The organism is Gemmatimonadaceae bacterium (assembly GCA_035533755.1).
GTDB lineage: Bacteria > Gemmatimonadota > Gemmatimonadetes > Gemmatimonadales > Gemmatimonadaceae > JAGWRI01.
Genome location: DATLTC010000089.1, coordinates 92,299 through 107,940 on the forward strand (window position 1 = coordinate 92,299; position 15,642 = coordinate 107,940).

A 15,642-nucleotide genomic window follows, 5' to 3' on the forward strand; every position below is an offset into this window, starting at 1 on the left:
ATCGCGGCGTTCGTCAGACGTCCTCTCCGGCGCCGGCCGGCGCGTCGGACGTCGCCATGCTGTCGGCCGCCGTCAGCTCCGCCAACTGCCGCTCGATGAGCACCCGGAACTGCGTCACGAACGTGCGGCGGGCCCGTTCCAGAGCCAGCAGCTCCTGCTCCAGGCCCCGCGCGTCGGCCCGCGCCTGATCGAGCAGCCGTTCGCCCTCCGCCCGCGCCTCGCGAATGATCAGCTGCCCCTCGCGCTCGGCCTGCTCGCCGATCTCGGAGCGCAGCTGCTGCGCCGAGACCAGCGCGTCGTTCAGCGCCTTGTCGCGTTCGCGGAACGCGCGCAGCTGCTCGTGGAAGCCCTTGGCCTTGGCCTCGAGCTCCTGATTCACGCGCATCAACCGCTCCAACTCCTCCGCGACCTGCTCCCGGAACTGATCCACGCGCTCGGGATCGTACCCGCGCAGCGCCTTCCCGAAGTCGTACCGCCGTACGTCGAGTGGCGTGAGATGAAACGTTTCATCGATCATGCGGCCCTCGCTCCGAAGAGGATCGTCCCTAGACGAACGCAGGTGGCGCCCTCCTCCACCGCGATCTCGAAATCGTTCGACATGCCCATCGACAGGCCCGTGGCGTCGTGCCCCGCCGCGCGCAGCACCTCGCGCGCCCCACGTGCCCCCGCGAACACCCGGCGCAGCAGCGCCTCGTCGGCGTCCAGCGGCGCCATCGTCATCACACCTCGCACGCGCAGTCCCGCCATCCCCCGCAAACGCTCGGCCTCCGTCGGCAACGCCTCCGGCAGGTACCCGCCCTTCGACGCCTCACCCACCACGTTCACCTGCACCAGCACGTCGAACACCAGCCCCGACGACCGCCCATAGGCATCCACCGCGTCGGCCAGCGAGGCCCGGTCCAGCGAATGCGTGAGCACGAATCGCGGCAGCGCCTTCACCTTGTTCCGCTGCAGATGACCGATCAGGTGCCAGCGCGCCGCCACCGACACCGCATCCATCTTGGGCAGCGCTTCCTGCACGCGGTTTTCCCCTACGTCCGGCACGCCGGCCGCCACCGCCGCCGCCACCGCGTCCGGTCCGTGCGTCTTGGTGACCGCGATCAGCGTCACCGCCTGACCGTGTCCTCCCCGCCGCACCGCAGCCGCGATCCGCTCGCGCACTTCGGCCACCCGTTCCGGAAGGTCCGAAAATGGCATAACACAATAACTTACCGGAGGTTACACGTTGAATCAAGAGCCGCGGCCACCTTCCCCCTGGCCCGTTCCAGCACATACGACGGACACCCCAGCAGCGACTGGAACAGATCGTCCACCCCGTCGATAGACGGCCGCACGGCGGCGCCCATCGGACCGAGTCGTGTCACCAGCTTGGCGGCCATGGCCGTATCCAATCCCGCCAACGGCGACGTGGCCCCGGCGTTCGAATCGAGCACGAACGTGATGCCGTTGTCCGTCCACGCTCGCCCGATGGCCTCGCGGTCCGGACGGTCCACATACACCGACGCCGCCACGGGGCGGCCGCCCGCCAGCGCCCGCCGCGCCACCTCCGCTCCCACCAGCGCGGGGTCGTCATCCCACGCGTCCACCATCGCCGCCGGAATCAGCCCGCCCCGGCGCACCAGCTCGGCGCGGTACCACCCAGCGGGGATCAACGGCAGCGTCACGACGCGCACGTCGCGACGCACGCCCAGCACCTCCTGCGCGTACCACACCGGATACGTGTCGTTGTCGCCGGCCGCGAACAGGACGCCGTTTCGCGGCGTCGCCTCGAGCAGCGACGCGGCCCACCGCGTGGGCAGCGTCGCTTCGGGCTGGTGGCGCCGCGACACCGCGCTCCAGTTGAGCGCGATCGGCAGCCCCGCGAACGCCAACCCCATCCACTCGCGCCCGCGCAGCCGCCGAGCCAGCGCCACCGCGCCGTACCCGGCCCACAATCCCCACGTCCAGAAGGCGAGCGCGAAGAAGTAGTCGCGTTCGCGTGCCTCGTGCGGCGCCGAGTCGGGCAACACGCCGGCCCCGATCGACGGCCCGGCCTTGAGGTTCAGGTAGGCCGCCACGCCCAGCGATCCGCACGCCAGCAGCACGAGCAGCGCGCGCCAGGTGCGCCGATCGTTCTCGCGATGCCGCGCCGCGCCGTACACGCCCAGCGCAAGGAACGTCACCGTCGCGATGCTCCGGCCCACGCTCGGCAGCACGGTGGCGCCGAGCCCCAGCGCCACCTGCCAATCGGCGTACTGTCCCACGTTCGCCAGTTGGATCCACGCCGGCGCCTGTCGCGGCCACAGAGGCGCCACGTCGTACTGGCGGCGGGCCACCGCGTCGGACAGCGCCGCCCACGTGGACGGATCGCCCTGATTGATGAACGGATCGAAGCGCGCGCGGATCAACAGGAACAGCACGGCGGACAGCGCCACCACGCTCACGCCGAGCAGCGCCGCCGCCGCGCCCCCCGCCCGGCGCGCCCCACGTCGCACCCCGAGCGCCACCGCCGCCGCGATGACGGCGACCACGCCGATGGCCGCCAGCGGCAGGCTCACGCGGCCGGCCCCGATCGTGAGCAACCACACGCCGCCCAGCATCGCCGCGCGCTCGATGTCGATCCCTTCGGCGCGTTGCGCCGCGAGCACGATCGCCGCCGGCGTGGCCACCAGCGCGCTCAGATGCAGCGGCACCGACAGCGCCACGAGATACGCGGTGAGCGCCAGCCACCGATACCCATCGTCGCGCGACGAGCGCTCGGCGGCGGCCAGCGTCAGCATGGCCAGCAGGAGGGACGCCGAGTATACCTCGGTCTCGGTGGCGTTCATCCACACCGTGGACATCGCGGCCGCGCACACCGCGCCCGCCACGGCCGCCATGCCCATCCCGCGGCGCGACGCCAGCAGCCAGGCCGCCGTGCCCGCCGCCGCCGCGGCGCATGCCGCCGAGAACAGATTCGTGGCCACCGCGTACGGCAGCACCGTGCCGAACAGCCGCGCCCAGACGTTGAGCAGGAGCACGAACAACGGGGTGCCGGGCGGGTGCGGAATACCCAGCGAGTGCGCGGCGGCGATGAATTCGCCGGCGTCCCAGAACGTGACGCCTGGGGCCAGCGTGGCGGCGTACACCACGAGCATCACGCCCGCGCTGAACGCGGCCGCGCGGCGCGCGCTCAGAGGGACGCCGCGGACAGCGGCACCTCGAACCCGTCCTCGGTGGCCACGCCGGCCAGGCGGTCCCGCACGTACCCCGGCGTCACGTCGCGCCACAGGCGGCCCTGCGCCGCCACGGCGATCTGCGCCGTCTCCTCCGACACCACGATCACCACGGCGTCGGTTTCCTCGGCAATTCCAAGCGCGGCCCGGTGCCGAGTGCCCAGGGCGCGGTCGCGCATCGCATGCTGCGTGAGCGGCAGGATGCACGCCGCGCCGACAATCGTGTTGCGGCGCACGATCACCGCGCCGTCATGGAGCGGCGAATGCGGCGTGAAGATCGTGACCAGCAGATCGGCCGACACCCTGGCCTTCATCGCCGACCCGGTTTCGATGTAGTCGTCCAGCGGCACCTTCCGCTCCATGACGATGATCGCGCCCAGGCGGGCCTGGCTCAGGCGCTCCACTGCCTCGGCGATCACGTCAGCCACCTCGCCGGCATCGATCCGCGGCAGGAAGCGGGCCATCGGCGTGCGCCCCAGATGCGCCAGCGCCGCGCGCAACTCCGGCTGGAAGATCACGAGCAACGCGAACACGCCGTAGGAGAACAGCAGTCGCAACAGCTCGACGATCATCCCGAGCTTGAACAGCCAGGCCACCGCATAGGCCGCCAGCAACAGCAGCACGCCGAACAGGATCTGGATGCCGCGCGTGCGCTGGAACAGCAGCAGCACGCGGTACATCACGATCGCCACGATCACGATCTCGATCGCATCGCGCCATCCGGGGTGCATCAACCGGAACGTCTCCAGAACGGTCATACCCTCTCGCGTGCCATGGGGTACGGGTCCGCTCCCGCGCCGTCGCCCGCCACGAGCACGGCCCATGCCGCGTCGAGCGCCTGCCGGTTGGCGAGCACGTCGTGCACTCGGAACAGGCTCGCGCCGCGCATCAGCGCCGCGACGTTGGCGCCGATCGTGCCGGCCACCCGCTCCGCCGGCGCCGCGACGCCCGTGATCTCGCCGATGAATCGCTTGCGGGAAACGCCGATCAGGATCGGACGGCCCAGCGCGCCGAGGCGCGGGAGGCCGGCCAGCACCGCCAGCGAGTGCGCGGGGCGTTTGGAGAATCCGATCCCGGGATCGACCACGATCGCCTCGGCGCGCACGCCCGCCGCGCGCGCTTCCTCCACTCGGGCGCCCAACTCTGCCGCCACCTCGCCCACCACGTCGTCGTAGTCGGCGTGCACGTAGGTGGCCATGTCGCGCACCGTCCCCCGCGAATGCATCACCACCAGCCCCGCTCCGTGCTGCGCGCACACCGCGGGCAGCCGCTCGTCGAGCCGGCCCCCCGACACGTCGTTCACCACGTGCGCGCCTTCGACGAGCGCGGCCGCGGCCACCACCGCCTTGGTCGTATCCACCGAGATCAGCGTGGCCGGCATCCGCCGCGCGATCTCGCGGATCACGGGCAGCACCCGGCGCATCTCCTCCGCCGCGTCCACCGGTTCGGCGCCCTGGGGTCGCGTGCTCTCGCCCCCCACGTCGATCACGTCGGCCCCCTCGGCCGCCATCTGCTCGGCGCGCGCCACCGCGGCATCCACGGAAAAAAAGTCACCCCCGTCGCTGAAGCTGTCGGGGGTAACGTTGAGAATTCCCAGGATCCGGGGCCGGTCCAGCCGGAGCGCGCCACCGCGCACCATCCATACGCGCCCGTCCGTCACCGGCCGTCGAGGAGGGGCCGCCGTCACGCCGGCGACGGCTCCGGCCCCCCCAACAGCGGCGGGTTCACCGCGCGCGGCTCGGCCGCGATCGGAGCGGCCATCGGCGGCGCCACCACCAACGACGGCGGCGGCGTCAGCGGCGGCAGCGTCTCGCCGCGCATCAGCACGGCGATGTCGTCGCGCGTCAGCGTCTCGCGCTCGAGCAGCGCCGCCGCCACCAGGTGCAGCAGCTCGACGTTTTCGTGCAGCGTCGCCTTGGCCCGCTCGAACGCGCGGTTGATCACCCGCTTCACCTCGGCGTCCACCAACTGCGCCGTCTGCTCGGACACCTCGCGCCGATGCTGGATCTCGCGACCGAGGAACAGATCGTGCTCGTTGTCGCCCACGAGGATCGGGCCGATCGCGTCGGACAATCCCCACTGGGTGACGTAGCGGCGGGAGATCGACGTCGCCTTCTGGATGTCGCTCGCCGCGCCCGTCGTCACGCGGTCGTGGCCGAAGACGATCTCTTCCGCCGCCCGTCCGCCGAACGCCATCACCAACCCCGCCTCGATCTGCAGGCGGGTGATCGACACGCGATCGTCCTCGGGCAGCGTGAACGCGAGGCCCAGCGCGCGCCCGCGCGGCACGATCGTCACCTTGTGCAGCGGATCGTTGCCCGGCGTCTTGATGCCGCAGATGGCGTGCCCCGCCTCGTGGTACGCGGTGAGACGGCGTTCGTCCTCCTTCATCACCATGCTCTTGCGCTCGGCGCCCAGCATGACCTTGTCCTTCGCTTCCTCGAGGTCGGTCATGAAGATCTTGTCGTGCCCGCGGCGCACCGCGAGCAGCGCCGATTCGTTCACGAGGTTGGCCAGGTCGGCGCCCGCCATCCCCGGCGTGCCGCGGGCCAGCGTCGTCACGTTCACGTCGGGCGCGATCGGCTTGTTGCGCAGGTGCACCTTGAGAATGCCTTCGCGCCCCCTGAGGTCCGGCGCGTCCACCACGATCTGCCGATCGAACCGGCCCGGACGCAGCAGCGCCGGGTCGAGCACGTCGGGCCGGTTGGTGGCCGCGATCAGGATCACCCCGTCGTTCGACTCGAAGCCGTCCATCTCCACCAGCAGCTGGTTGAGCGTCTGCTCCCGCTCGTCGTGCCCGCCGCCCAGCCCGGCGCCGCGGTGCCGGCCCACGGCGTCGATCTCGTCGATGAAGATGATGCACGGCGCGGTCGCCTTGCCCTGCTCGAACAGATCGCGCACGCGGCTCGCGCCCACGCCCACGAACATCTCCACGAAGTCGGAGCCCGACATCGAGAAGAAGGGACGGTTCGCCTCACCGGCCACGGCCCGCGCCAGCAGCGTCTTGCCGGTGCCCGGCGGCCCCACGAGCAACGCGCCCTTGGGCAGCCGTCCACCCAGCTTGGTGAACTTCTGCGGATCGCGCAGGAACTCGATGATCTCCTCCAACTCCTCCTTGGCCTCGTCGGCGCCGGCCACGTCGGCGAACGTCACCATCGGCGTGTCGCCCGTGAGCAACTTGGCTTTGGACTTGCCGAACGAGAACGCCTTGGCCCCGCCCTGCTGCATCTGGCGGAAGAAGAAGATGTAGATGCCCAGGAACAGCAGCCACGGCAGGAACGTCATCACCATCGACAGGATCGACGGCCGCGCGTCCTCCGCCTTGATGTCCACGTTCTTGGCGTTGAGCTTCGCCACCTCGGCCTCGGAGTTCTCCACCGGGTAGCGCACCGTGAACTTCTTCACGTCCTGCCCCGCCACGCTCACCGGCTGATTGAAATCACCCGTGCCCGTCTTGCCGGCCGTGATCGTGATGTCCTTGATGTTGTCGCGCGCGAGCTCGTTGTTGTATTGCGTGTACGAGATCTCCGGCACCTGATCGCTCCGCCCGCCCGAGAGCTGCAGCAGCGCCACGGGAATGAGGATGATCAGGATCCAGAACGAGATCGTCTTGGACAGGCGGCCCCAGTTGGCGCCGTCTTTCGGTTGTTTCGGAGGGGTCGATGCTGGCATTTACTGCAGGCTCGCGATGTACGGGATGTGCCGAAAGTTTTCTGCGTGATCCAGACCATACCCCACCAGGAACTCGTTCGGCGCGTCGAACCCGACGAACCGCGTGGGGTGATGCAGCTCTTCGGCGATGTGCTTGTGGAGCAACGCGCAGATCTCGAGCGACCGCGGATTCCGCCCCTTCAACAACTCCAGCAGACGATTCAGCGTCCGACCCGTGTCCACGATGTCCTCCACCAGCAGGATGTGCTTCCCTTCCAGCGTCGTCTCGGGATCGTACAGCAAGCGCACCGCCCCACTCGAGGAGGTCCCGTCCCCGTAACTCGACGCCACGAGGAAATCCACTTGCAGCGATCGCCGAACCTGCCGGACGAGATCACTGAGAAATATAAAACTCCCCTTCAGCAGCCCGAGCACGAGCAGCTCGCCGTCCGGATACGCGGCGGTGATCTCCTCGCCCAACTCGTGCACGCGCTGCGCTATCTGCGCTTCGGTGAAGACGATGCGCTTGACGGATCGACCCATCAGGCGCGGATCAGCCGCGGTCGTCGAACTCACACTCATAGGACACTTCCGGCCTCCCGGGCCGGGCGGTTGCCGCATCGCCGCGGCGCACTCCGGGAATCCACACCACCGTGCCGTCCAACACCACCACCGGCCACAGCACCCGCCGGGCCCCCGAGATGCGGGCGTCGCTCAGGAACCGCTTCACGCGCCGGGCCTGCGTCGCGCCCGCCGCGATCATCCGGTCGCCCGGCCGCCAGCGCCGGACCACCAACTCTCCATCGGCCGGAAGGGTGGCCGTCCACGGGTCGTCCGGTCGATCCGGGCCGGCATCGAATCGCCACCTGCCCCAGCGGCCCACGCCCCGCAACGCCAACTCCGCCAGTCCATCGCCACCCGTCCGCCGCAACTCAAACCGCTCGCGCCCGGCATGGAGTTCCCAGCCGCCCGAAACCTGCACCCGGCGCCCAACCCTACCATTAATAGTAAACGCGACGACTCTTTCGGTTCCCCTTCGGTCCAGCGTCAGCCCCACCCGCGCCGCCATCGCCGGCCACGCCGCCGCCAGGGATTCCCGAGAATACCCGGCCAGCTTGGAGGCCGCAACGTCCAACCCCCCGTCCGTCGTCACCACCGACAACTGCCGCGCGCGCGCCTCCAACTTCCGCCGCACCGCCGCCGCCCCGCGCGAGACATCCAGCAACTCGTCGTCGATTCCCGGATGCGCCCGCCGCATGGCCGGCAGCAGATCGAGGCGCACCCGATTGCGCAGATAGCGCCGCGAATCGTTGGCCGGATCGTCCACGAACGGCACGCCCACCTGTTCGACAAACGCACGGACCGTGCCGCGATCCAGTGACAGAAACGGCCGGACCACTGCGCTTTCGGCATGGAGACCCGCCAATCCGCGGGCGCCGCTCCCGCGCAACGCCCGCATGAGCACGGTCTCCACGTGGTCGTCCCGCGTGTGCGCGGTGGCGATGCGGGCCCCGTGCGCTTCGGCCACGCCGCGCAGGAATTTCCAACGCGCCGCACGCCACGCGGCTTCGGTGCGCGGCAGATCCGTGCCGCCGCCGCAGACCATGGGCAGCGACAGCCGCGCGCACGCCGCGCGCACCACGCGCACCGCGCGCCGCGCCGCCGCCCCGGTGCCGTGGTCATACGTGGCCACCACCGCGATCCGCCCGCGGGCCGCATGCGCCGCCGCCTCCAGGAGCGCCATCGAATCTCCGCCCCCCGACACGGCAAGAACCAACGGCCCGTCCACCGAAGCGAGCGCGCGCCGGACCTCGCCCACCACCTGTCGCACCAGCCGGGATTCCCGCACGCCCCAAAGCTAGCGCGCCCACTCCGCGCGGCCAGCGCCCTCTGGTACATCGCCGCGTTCGATGATATCTTGGCACACGATCTTTCGAACTCAGGAGCGTCCGTTGAACACCCAGGGTCCTCTCGCCACACTGTGGGTCGGCATCGCGCTCTGCGCGTTCTACATCGCGCTCGTGTGGATCAACACGCTGCTGCCGATGTTCCTGCAGCCGCTGTTCGTCATCCCGGCCACGTGGCTGATCGAGATCATGCAGGGCAAGAAGCCGGGCGCCGGGGGCGAAGGCTGATCGCCGTGCGGTGACCCACGGCCCACGCACTACCACTCGAGGGGTGAGGCGAAGAGCCTCGCCCCTCTCGCGTATTCCGCTCCCGCTGCTCCTGGCCGCGCTCCTCCTGCTGGGCGCCGCGCCGCCCGCCTCGAGCCAGGACCCCGCGCGCGCCTACCTCGACTGGCGCACGCTCCAGACCCCTCACTTCCGCTTCCACTACCCGGTGCAGTTCGAGCGCTGGGCGCTCGACGCGGCCGAGCACATGGAAGGGGTCGACTCGGCCGTGTCTCGCCTCGTCGGGTTCACACCCACCCACCGCGTGGACATCGTCATCGACGACCCGTACAACCTGCCCAACGGCTACACCCTCCCGTTCATCGATTCGCCGGTCATCACCTTCTGGCCCGTGCCCCCCACCCCGCGCCAGGCCATCGGCAACGTCCGCACGTGGGGGGAGATGCTGTCCGTACACGAGTTCGCGCACATGGCGCACCTCGCGCGCCCGTCGCGCAATCCGCTGGACCGCCTCGCCTGGGCGCTCCTGCCCGCCAACGTCGGCCCGCTGGTGCGCAAGCTCCCACGCTGGGCCATCGAGGGCTACGCCACCTACGTGGAAGGACAGGTCACCGGCAGCGGCCGGCCCAACGGCGCGTGGCGGGCCGCCGTCCTCAGGCAGTGGGCGCTCGAAGGGCGGCTCCCCACGTACGCGCAGCTGAGCGACTGGGGCGCGTTCGAAGGCCAGGACTTCGCCTACCTCGCCGGCTCGGCATTCCTCGAATGGCTGGCGCAGCAGCAGGGCGACTCCAGCCTTGTGCACGTGTGGCGCCGCGCCACGGCGCGCGTGGAGCGGCCGTTCGACGACGCCTTTGCCGGCGTGTTCGGCGATTCGCCGCGCGCGCTGTACGGCCGCTTTGCCGCACAGCTCACCGCGCAGGCCACCGACGCCGAGCGCGCCGTGGCGGCGCAGGGCGTGGTGGCCGGCCACATGGTGCAGCATCTCGATTGGGCCACCGGCGACCCCGCGCTGTCGCCCGACGGCCAACGCGTGGCCATCGTGCTCCGCTCCGCCGCCGGCCCGCCGCGGACCGTGGTCTGGTCCACCAAGGCGCCGCCGCCCGATACCGCCGCCGAGCGCCGGCAGCGCGAGATGCTGGCGCGCGACCCCGAAGATGTGGCGGCCAGGCGGTTCTATCCGGCGCCGCGATCGCCGATCGCGACGCTGCGCGCCGTGGATGGCCGCGGATTCGTCCAGCCCCGGTTTCTCCCCGACGGGCGCCGCGTGCTCGTGAGCCACCTCACCGCGCAGGCCAACGGTACGATGCGCCCCGATCTCTACATATGGGATAGCGCGCGCGGCGGCCTCCGCCGCGTGACCTACGACGCGGCCATCCAGGACGCCGATCCCTCACCCGACGGTCGCATGGCCGTGGCCACGCGGTGCGCTGCCGGAAGCTGCGACGTGGTGCGCGTGGATCTCGAATCCGGTCGCGTGACGACGCTGCTGGCCGGCACGCCGGAGCGCTCGTACTTCCGGCCCCGATTCTCGCCCGACGGCACGCGGTTCGTGGTGAGCGCGTCGGCCAACGGACATTGGGAATTGCTCATTTCCGACAGCGACGGCCGCCGGCCGTCCGCCCTTCCCCTGGCCGACGACGCCAACCGCTACGATGCCACCTTCACGCCTTCGAGCCACGCGCTGGTGTACGCGTCCGATCGCGGCGGCATGATCAACCTCGCGGAGTTTGACTTCGCCACGCGCGCCGAGCGAACGCTCACCCGCGTCACCGGCGCCGCCGTCGCGCCGGCGGTGGATCCCGCGGACGGATCGGTGTGGTTCCTGAGCCTGCACGCCGGCGGCTATGATCTGCGCCGCCTGCCGCGCGACACGACCGCAGGCACCGCGCCCGACATCCTCGGTCGCTTCGGCGCCGCGTCGCCGCCACTGCCACAGGCGCGGAACCCGATGCCCACGAATTCGGTGGTGGGCCCCACGCCGTACGGCCTCGGTCCACGGCACACGCGCTACCTCCCGGGAGAGACCGTGGGCGCCGACGGCACGGCGCTCAGCGTGAGTGCCGTGAACACCGACGTGATCGGACGCCTGACCGGATTGCTCACCGCGGCGGTCGGCACCGACGCGCAATGGCACGGCGCCGCGGTTGCCCTGGCGTGGCGCGGCGAGCGCGTGGCCCTGGAGTTGAACGCGCACTGGGCCGCGCAGACGGTATCGCGCGGCCCGATCGACGAGGCGCTCGGCACCGCGCTCGATGGTTCGCGGCGCGGCGCGGCGTTGGCCGCCACGTTCCAGACGCGGGGCGATCTGTGGGGGTGGCGCGCTCGCGCCGGCGCCGGCGCGGAACGCCTGTCCCTGGCCGAAGCCGCCTGGCCGCTCACACGAACCGTGGCGTTCGCCGAGTGGGACGGCACCCTGCGACAGTCGAGCGGCACGCGCAACACGGCCGAACGGTTGGCGGTGCACGTGGACGGCGGACGCGCCGGCCTCGACGACGTGGCGCGAGCCATCGTCGGCGCGTGGATCGGATCGTCCGGCGTGGGCCCGGTGCCGTTCTCGGCGCACGTGACGTACGGGCGGATGTCGGGAAGCACGCTGGCCTCCGAGCGGTTCGCGGCGGGAGGGTTCGCGTCGCCGCTCGTGGACTCGAGCCTCACCGCGGCGCGCTTCGCCATGCCGGCCCTGCCCACGGGCGCCGCGCGCCCGAGCCAACCGGGCACACAAAGTTCCCTTCTCGCCTATCGGGCCGCGCTTCCATTCGGTTTCTTCACGCCGTTCTACGAGGGAGTGAGCGTGAGCTCCGGCACGCGCTTCTCGACGTGGCACCGCGCGTTTGGCATTGAGGCGCGGATGGCCATGGGCCGCCTGTCCCAGGCCTATCTGCCGGGCTTCGACATCCGGCTGGGAGTGGCGCGATCGCTCGACGCCCCCTTCGCCGCCCGGACAACCCTGTTTTCCACCGTTCGGTACACGCCGTAGCCGGTCGCACCCCTCCCCCCCGCATGCCAGACACTGGGAATGGGAGTGTCCCAATAGGAATTCGGGAAAATTCCCCCCTGCCGGACGGGAGAGAAGAGTGTACACTTTTGTTCCTATGTAAGAGGCGCTCGTGCGTGTCCGTCTTCGTTCGTGACGCGGCAGCGGGTTGCGCGGAACACGACGGTGACGTTTCCCAGCAGGTAGTCCCCCCAGATCCGACCGCGCACCGTGCACGGCCGGGACTCACAGGAGGATGGAGATGAGTCTTCACCGTTTTTCGCGATACGGCCTGGCACTGGCCGTCCTCGCGCTACCCGCGACGGCATTCGCTCAGGGGTTCGGACTGAACGAGATGAACAGCTGCGGCATCGGACGCGGCTACGCCGTCACCGGCTCTCCGTGCCAGGATGCGTCCACCATATTCTCGAATCCCGCGTTCGCGGCCGCGCTTTCCGGCAACTCGCTCGTGCTCGGCGCCACCTCGATCGCCGTCAAGGGCACGTTCACGCGGGACAGCCTGCTCGGGCGCTGGCAGACGGACATCCCCACGGCCTACGTCCCGAACGTCTACTTCAATCACAAGCAGAGCGACAACCTGGCGTGGGGATTCGGCGTGTACGTGCCGTATGGCCTCACGTCGGAGTGGCCGGGCAACTTTCCGGGCCGGTTCGTGGCCGATAAAGCGGCCATCCAGACCATCTATTTCCAGCCCAACATCGCGTGGAAGATCAACGACAACTGGATGATCGGCGGCGGCCCGGTGATCGGGCACTCCACGGTCGAACTCATCCAGAGCGCGGATCTATCCCAGCAGACCGCGAGCGCTGGACCAACCGGCCCCATCACCTTTGGCATGCTGGGCATTGCGCAGGGCACCGAGTTCGCACGCGGCACGCTCAAGGGAAGCGCCATGTCCTACGGGTTCGCGCTCGGCGTGTACGGAAAGATCGCCAAGCACTGGACCATGGGCGCTCGCTATCTGTCGTCGCTGAACTTCAACTACAGCAACGGCAAGGCCACCTTCCAGCAGGTTCCCACGGGCCTCACCCTGTCCAACGGCAACCCGCTGGGTGCGCCCGCCGGAACGCCGGTCGACGCGCTGGTGGCCAGCCAGTTCACTTCCGGCGCCCTCGTGGCGCAAAGCGGCGCCACAGAGATCGCGCACCCCGACCAGGCCGAGGTCGGCGTGGGCTACGACGGGTTCGACCGCTGGCTCCTGAGTGCCGACTACTACTGGGTGGGTTGGAAGCGGTTCCACTCGCTCGACGTGCAGTTCGCCAACCCGGCGCTCAATACCACCCAGGTCGAGGACTACAACAACTCGTCCGCCATCCGAATGGGCGCGCAGTACACCGGCGCCAACAGCTGGCAGTGGCGCGTGGGGTTCGCGGGGGTCGCGGCGGCAGCGCCTGACCAGACCGTAACGCCGATCCTTCCCGATCAGGACCGCATGAACTACACCGCCGGCCTCGGCATCCCACTCGGCAAGGCGTGGACGATCGACGCCGCATACGCCTACGTGTGGACGCCTGGGCGTCGTGGCCGCATCGTCGGGCGGTCAAGCGCCAGCCAGCCGTCGTTCAACGACGGCGTGTACACACTGTCCGCCAATATCATCTCGGTCAGCCTCAAGGCCTCGTTCTAAGACCAGCCACCCGGAGAATACGGAATGTCTCGCACTTCGAATCTCCTTCGCGGCGCAGCGGTGGCTGGGCTCCTTGGGATCCTGGCCGGCTGCCAAGCCGAACACACCACGGGCCCGCTGTACACCGGCGGCGCCATGTTCCAGAGCTATGTCGCGCTCGGAAACAGCCTCACCTCGGGCTATCAATCGGGCGGCATCGACGACTCCACCCAGCAGCGCGCCTTTCCGGTACTGCTGGCCCAGCAGTTCGGCACGCGGTTCACGTACCCGTCGCTGGCCAACCCGGGGTGCCCGCCGCCGATCGCCAACTTCCAGACGCAGGCCCGCGTGACGCCGCCGGGCTACCCGCCCAGCACGAGCACCAGCTGCTACCTGCGTACCCCGACCTCGATCACCGACGTGCTGAATAACGTCGCGGTGCCGGGGGCCAATTCGATCGACCCCACGTCGATCCTTGGCAGCGGCCCCAACCCGCTCACCACCTTCGTCCTTGGCGGCATGACGCAGGTTCAGCGCGCGCTCGTGGCCAAGCCCACCTTCGCCACCATCTGGATCGGCAACAATGACATCCTGGCCACGGCGCTGGCCGGACTACCGCCCGCGGCAGCAGGCATCACCGCGCCGCCCACGCCCGTGCCCACGTTCATCACGAACTACGCGGCGATGATGAGCCAGTTGATTGCCGGCGCCCCGAACATCAAGGGCGTCCTGCTGGGCGTGGTCCAGGTGGCTGCCGCCCCTCAGCTCTTTCCGGCGGCGGCGCTCCAGAGCCCGGCCTTCGACGGTGGGCTTAGCTTCGCGGCAGGTACGGCGGTCTCACCCGCCCCGGACTGCCTCACCCCACCGGGCGTGAACTCGCTGATCAACATCCAGATCACGGGTGCCATCAAGGCCGGCCTGGTCTCGGCCACCATCCACTGCGTCAAGACGCCCAGCGCGCTGCACCCTCTGGACGGCGACCTCTTCGTACTCGATGCCGCCGAGCAGGCCACCGTGTACAACACCATCAGCGCGTATAACGCCTACATCAAGGCCAAGGCCGACAGCGTTGGGTTTGCCTACTGGGACCCGAACCCCGTGCTGGCCCAGTTGGCGGCGGTTCCGGGCGCGATCAACTATCCCCCCAATCTGGCCAGCGCCACGCAGACATTCGGCACCGCCTTCTCGCTGGACGGCGTCCATCCCAGCAGTTCCACGCATATCCTGATCGCCAACTCCTTGATCGACGCGATCAACGCCAAGTACGGGACTTCGGTGAGGCACGTGCCTGGGTCGTAGGCAAGGCGGGTCCACACGGAATGAAAGGAGGGGCGGTCTCTGACCGCCCCTCTTTTTTTGTCCGGTCCGCCGAGGAGCCCATGGCCTGATCATGCATGACATCATGACATGACCGGCGGCCGGCAAGCTGGAAGCTCTGGTCGAATGGAGTGGGGACATGTCCTGGTCGGATTCCGCCTGGCACGCTGGCCAAGCGATGCCTGGCGATCCAGCCGGAGCACCTGACCGGTGGCGCGATGCCTGGCTGAGCGCGTCGGGCCGATCAGAATCCGGCGCTGGACGGGGTGTGGATAACTGCCAGCGTCGTCAACTACAGCCTGCGCGGCCGGCGACTTGCCGAGCCCGAGCGAACGTACGGCGCGATGGCGCATCCCACTGAGAAATGACGCGCGTACGGGCCATGAACCACTAGACGTAATAAATGTGATGTTGTGTTAACTGACGTGTTGATATGATTTATAAGACACATGAGAAAGTACATCACCATATCTTCATCAACACGACAATTCTTCCAGTCCGGTGACAGCGCCGTCGCGGCTTGGCCGCGAATCTGGCGCCTGGATGCAGCATGCGACCACGATCCGAGTACGAGCCGCCGGGCCCTTCCCGCCGCACCGGACCATGCCCGCAGCCTGCACGGCGTGAGGCTCCGTTCACCTCCTGCAGCTATCCAATCGCCGTCGGCCGCGTAGAGAGTTGCCGCCGTCCGGTGCAGACGCCACCAACGATTGCCGGTCGAATGCCCACAAGCGGACCGGTTCAGGC

General features: G+C 69.5%; 12 protein-coding genes. 4 read left to right on the top strand and 8 right to left on the bottom strand.

The window, feature by feature from the left end; all coding sequences use genetic code 11:
- Positions 1-13: 13 nt before the first annotated feature.
- Genes VNE60_12705 through tilS form a run of 8 tightly spaced genes read right to left on the bottom strand, consistent with a single transcriptional unit; the run spans position 14 to position 8,694 of the window.
- Complete coding sequence (locus VNE60_12705; GenBank protein ID HVB32382.1) at positions 14-517, bottom strand: DivIVA domain-containing protein; 504 nt, start codon at positions 515-517, stop codon at positions 14-16.
- Positions 514-1,197 (bottom strand): YggS family pyridoxal phosphate-dependent enzyme, encoded by a 684-nt coding sequence (locus VNE60_12710; protein ID HVB32383.1) that lies wholly within the window; start codon positions 1,195-1,197, stop codon positions 514-516. Before VNE60_12710 ends, VNE60_12705 begins: the two co-directional genes overlap by 4 nt.
- A gap of 11 nt (positions 1,198-1,208) precedes the next feature.
- A complete protein-coding gene (locus VNE60_12715) occupies positions 1,209-3,116 on the bottom strand; it encodes a DUF2723 domain-containing protein (GenBank protein ID HVB32384.1) in 1,908 nt (635 codons plus the stop codon).
- A 35-nt stretch (positions 3,117-3,151) separates the two neighbouring features.
- Positions 3,152-3,952, bottom strand: coding sequence for a diadenylate cyclase CdaA (gene cdaA, locus VNE60_12720; GenBank protein ID HVB32385.1), 801 nt, complete (start codon positions 3,950-3,952; stop codon positions 3,152-3,154).
- Entirely contained in the window at positions 3,949-4,854 is a 906-nt protein-coding gene (gene folP / locus VNE60_12725) for a dihydropteroate synthase (protein ID HVB32386.1), read from the bottom strand. Before folP ends, cdaA begins: the two co-directional genes overlap by 4 nt.
- Positions 4,855-4,877: 23 nt before the next feature.
- Entirely contained in the window at positions 4,878-6,866 is a 1,989-nt protein-coding gene (gene ftsH / locus VNE60_12730; GenBank protein ID HVB32387.1) for an ATP-dependent zinc metalloprotease FtsH, read from the bottom strand.
- Positions 6,867-7,388: a hypoxanthine phosphoribosyltransferase gene (gene hpt, locus VNE60_12735; protein HVB32388.1), complete on the bottom strand. Its 522-nt coding sequence runs from the start codon at positions 7,386-7,388 to the stop codon at positions 6,867-6,869. It lies immediately after the preceding gene.
- Between the two features lie 10 nt (positions 7,389-7,398).
- The gene (tilS, locus tag VNE60_12740; GenBank protein HVB32389.1) at positions 7,399-8,694 is read right to left on the bottom strand and encodes a tRNA lysidine(34) synthetase TilS; all 1,296 of its coding nucleotides are present in this window, start codon (positions 8,692-8,694) and stop codon (positions 7,399-7,401) included.
- A gap of 103 nt (positions 8,695-8,797) precedes the next feature.
- Here tilS and VNE60_12745 point away from each other — a divergent pair, with 103 nt between their 5' ends.
- The 4 genes from VNE60_12745 to VNE60_12760 all read left to right on the top strand — a co-directional run bounded on the left by VNE60_12745 (position 8,798) and on the right by VNE60_12760 (position 14,877).
- Positions 8,798-8,980 (top strand): hypothetical protein, encoded by a 183-nt coding sequence (locus VNE60_12745; protein ID HVB32390.1) that lies wholly within the window; start codon positions 8,798-8,800, stop codon positions 8,978-8,980.
- A 43-nt stretch (positions 8,981-9,023) separates the two neighbouring features.
- Positions 9,024-11,954: a hypothetical protein gene (locus VNE60_12750; protein ID HVB32391.1), complete on the top strand. Its 2,931-nt coding sequence runs from the start codon at positions 9,024-9,026 to the stop codon at positions 11,952-11,954.
- 259 nt (positions 11,955-12,213) lie between these two features.
- Positions 12,214-13,599, top strand: coding sequence for an outer membrane protein transport protein (locus VNE60_12755; protein HVB32392.1), 1,386 nt, complete (start codon positions 12,214-12,216; stop codon positions 13,597-13,599).
- 60 nt (positions 13,600-13,659) lie between these two features.
- Positions 13,660-14,877 (top strand): SGNH/GDSL hydrolase family protein, encoded by a 1,218-nt coding sequence (locus VNE60_12760; GenBank protein HVB32393.1) that lies wholly within the window; start codon positions 13,660-13,662, stop codon positions 14,875-14,877.
- Positions 14,878-15,642 lie beyond the last annotated feature (765 nt).

Coding starts and splice junctions, on each gene's coding strand:
- VNE60_12705 (HVB32382.1), bottom strand. CDS start 517: ATGATCGATGAAACGTTTCATCTCACGCCACTCGACGTACGGCGGTAC.
- VNE60_12710 (HVB32383.1), bottom strand. CDS start 1,197: ATGCCATTTTCGGACCTTCCGGAACGGGTGGCCGAAGTGCGCGAGCGG.
- VNE60_12715 (HVB32384.1), bottom strand. CDS start 3,116: ATGCTCGTGGTGTACGCCGCCACGCTGGCCCCAGGCGTCACGTTCTGG.
- cdaA (HVB32385.1), bottom strand. CDS start 3,952: ATGACCGTTCTGGAGACGTTCCGGTTGATGCACCCCGGATGGCGCGAT.
- ftsH (HVB32387.1), bottom strand. CDS start 6,866: ATGCCAGCATCGACCCCTCCGAAACAACCGAAAGACGGCGCCAACTGG.
- hpt (HVB32388.1), bottom strand. CDS start 7,388: ATGGGTCGATCCGTCAAGCGCATCGTCTTCACCGAAGCGCAGATAGCG.
- VNE60_12755 (HVB32392.1), top strand. CDS start 12,214: ATGAGTCTTCACCGTTTTTCGCGATACGGCCTGGCACTGGCCGTCCTC.